The sequence below is a fragment of the Vibrio sp. N418 genome, from assembly GCF_000222565.1.
GTDB classification, from domain to species: Bacteria; Pseudomonadota; Gammaproteobacteria; order Enterobacterales; family Vibrionaceae; genus Vibrio; species Vibrio scophthalmi.
This window is the reverse complement of the sequence record NZ_AFWD01000021.1, coordinates 1-3219: the sequence shown is the minus strand read 5'-3', so window position 1 is coordinate 3219 and position 3219 is coordinate 1. Positions and strand designations below refer to the sequence as shown.

The 3219-nt window shown below is 44.1% G+C and carries 5 protein-coding genes; all 5 read right to left on the bottom strand.

Annotation, left to right across the window (positions count from 1 at the left end):
* Positions 1–426 (bottom strand): 50S ribosomal protein L10 (gene rplJ, locus RH86_RS03175; protein WP_009384949.1); only part of this gene is annotated, 426 nt, incomplete at its 3' end.
* Between the two features lie 303 nt (positions 427–729).
* The gene (gene rplA, locus RH86_RS03170; protein ID WP_005596691.1) at positions 730–1431 is read right to left on the bottom strand and encodes a 50S ribosomal protein L1; all 702 of its coding nucleotides are present in this window, start codon (positions 1429–1431) and stop codon (positions 730–732) included.
* A gap of 4 nt (positions 1432–1435) precedes the next feature.
* Positions 1436–1864: a 50S ribosomal protein L11 gene (gene rplK / locus RH86_RS03165; protein ID WP_005596690.1), complete on the bottom strand. Its 429-nt coding sequence runs from the start codon at positions 1862–1864 to the stop codon at positions 1436–1438.
* A gap of 144 nt (positions 1865–2008) precedes the next feature.
* Positions 2009–2557, bottom strand: coding sequence for a transcription termination/antitermination protein NusG (gene nusG / locus RH86_RS03160; RefSeq protein WP_005596686.1), 549 nt, complete (start codon positions 2555–2557; stop codon positions 2009–2011).
* Positions 2558–2570: 13 nt separating this feature from the next.
* The gene (gene secE / locus RH86_RS03155; protein WP_005596684.1) at positions 2571–2951 is read right to left on the bottom strand and encodes a preprotein translocase subunit SecE; all 381 of its coding nucleotides are present in this window, start codon (positions 2949–2951) and stop codon (positions 2571–2573) included.
* Positions 2952–3219 lie beyond the last annotated feature (268 nt).

Sequence of the window (3219 nt, the reverse complement as noted above, 5' to 3'; positions counted from 1 at the left end):
TTCTTTCATGCACATCATTAGGCGTGCAATCGCTTCGTCGTAAGTTGGTAGTGTCGCTAGTACTTCAGCGTCAGTTAGAGCGCCTTCAAATGCAGCAGCTTTGATCTCGAAATCTTTGTTCTCTTTAGCGAAGTCTTTGAAAAGACGCGCTGCAGCACCTGGGTGCTCGTTAGAGAACGCGATTAGAGTAGGACCAGTGAAAGTGTCAGTTAGACACTCGTACTGAGTACCTTCAACCGCACGACGTGCTAGAGTGTTACGAACAACTCGTACATAAACACCAGCTTCACGAGCCTGTTTACGTAGAGAAGTCATTGCACCCACAGCTACACCGCGAGAATCAGCTACAACTGCAGAAAGTGCACCACTGGCAGCTTCGTTGACTTCAGCAACAATTGCTTTTTTGTCTAGAAGGTTTAAAGCCATCTTGGATTTACTCCTGGTTGTTATTACACCACTCACTATTATCACAACAGTGAGAGCTATTTAGGTGCTTCCCAGAAGAAAGTTTACTATTTGCATAGAGCTTTCTGTCAGTTCGGGCACCATCTACGTAGGATGATTAAGTCTTTCTCTATATAAATATAAAGTCAGACACCTACGGTCTTGGACGGAGACTGGGTCATAATTCTAACTAAATTCACGAGGAATTTAACGAACCAAAGTTCAGCCCCAACCACAAATATTAGGCGCGAAATTATACACTAATTTCACACCTAATCAAATAAATTAAGCTTGAGTGTTCAGGCTAGCCTGATCAACTGCAACGCCAGCACCCATTGTAGTAGAGATGCTAACTTTCTTCAGGAAAGCGCCTTTCGCTGAAGACGGCTTAGCTTTCTTAAGCGCAACTAGTAGAGCTTCTAGGTTCTCTTGTAGTTGGTTCGCGTCGAAAGAAACTTTGCCGATTGTAGTGTGGATGATACCGTTCTTGTCGTTACGGTAACGAACCTGACCAGCTTTAGCGTTCTTAACCGCTTCAGCAACGTTAGGAGTTACAGTACCAACTTTCGGGTTTGGCATCAGACCACGTGGACCTAGGATAGTACCTAGTTGACCAACAACGCGCATTGCATCTGGAGAAGCAACAACTACGTCGAAGTTCATTTCGCCCTTTTTAACTAGCTCAGCTAGATCTTCCATACCCACTAGGTCAGCGCCAGCTTCTTTAGCAGCTTCAGCGTTTGCACCTTGAGCGAATACAGCAACGCGGATATCACGACCAGTACCGTGTGGTAGCACAGTTGCGCCACGAACGTTTTGGTCAGATTTACGAGCGTCGATACCTAGGTTAACAGCTACGTCAACAGATTCTACGAATTTAGCAGTTGCAAGTTCTTTAAGAAGAGCTACAGCTTCATTGATTTCGTATTCTTTAGTTACGTCAACTTTGTCGCGGATTACGCGCATGCGCTTAGTTAGTTTTGCCATGATCTTAACCCTCTACCACTAGGCCCATTGAACGAGCAGTACCCGCAATAGAACGTTTCATCGCTTCAATATCAGAACCAGTCATGTCAGCAGCTTTAGTTTCTGCGATTTCTTGGATTTGAGCTTCAGTAATCGTGCCCACTTTTTCAGTGTTAGGACGACCAGAACCAGACTTAAGACCAGCTGCCTTCAGAAGAAGAGTTGCAGCAGGAGGAGTCTTAGTGATGAACGTGAAAGAACGGTCAGAGTAAACAGTGATTACTACTGGAGTCGGCATGCCTTTCTCAAGAGATTCTGTTTTTGCGTTGAACGCTTTACAGAATTCCATGATGTTAACACCGTGTTGACCTAGAGCAGGACCAACTGGTGGACTTGGGTTCGCAGCGCCAGCAGCAACTTGTAGCTTGATATAAGCTTCAACTTTCTTAGCCATGATATTTCCTAAGTTTGGGTTCAAACGCTAATCGACTGATCAGCTCCCCGGTTATGTAAAAATCTTTTTACTTCAACAGAAGCAAAAAGGCGCGAAATTATAGTCATAATTCACGCCCTAAACAACCCTTTGCAAGGTGTTTTTTTAATCAAGTTTTTCCACTTGACCGAATTCAAGCTCAACTGGTGTAGCACGACCAAAGATCGATACAGACACTTTCACGCGGCTCTTAACGTAATCCACTTCTTCAACAGTACCGTTGAAGTCAGCAAACGGGCCATCGGTCACGCGAACAACTTCACCCGCTTCGTACATAGTACGAGGACGTGGTGCTTCACTCGCTTTTTCAAGACGGTTAAGAATCGCATCAGCTTCCTTATCAGTGATAGGAGCTGGACGATCAGAGGTACCACCAATGAAGCCCATGACACGCGGAACACTACGCACTAAGTGCCATGATTCATCGTTCATGATCATCTGAACTAGGACGTAACCTGGAAAGAACTTACGTTCTGACTTACGACGTTGTCCAGCGCGGATTTCCACTACTTCTTCAGTAGGGACAAGTACTTCACCGAATAGCTCTTCCATGCCATGCATTTTGATATGCTCGCGAAGAGATTGAGCTACACGACCTTCAAAACCAGAGAAGGCTTGAACTACATACCAGCGTTTTTTTGGAGCTTCACTCATGAATAAAAACCCTCTATACCCCAGTCACAAATGCAACAAGACGAACCATAATGCCGTCAATGCCCCATAGCGCTAGAGCCATTACAATACTTACAGCTAAAACGATCAGTGTCGTTTGCAGAGTTTCTTGACGCGTTGGCCAAACCACTTTACGAACTTCCATACGAGATTCTTTCGCAAACACGATCGAAGCTTTACCTTTAGTTGTTGTAGCCGCAACACCAAGTGCTGCTGCAATTAATACAACAACGCCTGCAGCGCGAACCACTACAGACATATCACCATACAGGTAATTACCCACAACAGCGGCAGTTAGCAGAACAAAAGTGATTACCCACTTAAAGATATCTGCGCCATTTGAGCTCTCAGGAGTTTCAGCATTATTTGCTTTCATAAAACCAACCTGTCACAAGTCTTAATATAGACGACAACAACCCCGCTGCTGCAGGGCAAATCCATGAAACGACCAATTTTATAAAAAATTGACGTCCTCTTTTATTGACCAAAATTGCTTTTCGCCAAAAAATTCCTGCTAACGTCTACATGAACAATAATTCAGCAAACATTATTTTTTGTGCAGAAAAAGGGCATCAAATGATGCCCTTTTTGCTACTGGTTCGTCAAATCTTATTCAAGATTTTCTGAAGTCTTCAGCTAATTCT

What these genes read in the sequence shown, in the direction of transcription:
- nusG (WP_005596686.1), bottom strand. Translation starts at nt 2,557, where the DNA reads ATGAGTGAAGCTCCAAAAAAACGCTGGTATGTAGTTCAAGCCTTCTCT.
- secE (WP_005596684.1), bottom strand. Translation starts at nt 2,951, where the DNA reads ATGAAAGCAAATAATGCTGAAACTCCTGAGAGCTCAAATGGCGCAGAT.
- rplA (WP_005596691.1), bottom strand. Translation starts at nt 1,431, where the DNA reads ATGGCAAAACTAACTAAGCGCATGCGCGTAATCCGCGACAAAGTTGAC.
- rplK (WP_005596690.1), bottom strand. Translation starts at nt 1,864, where the DNA reads ATGGCTAAGAAAGTTGAAGCTTATATCAAGCTACAAGTTGCTGCTGGC.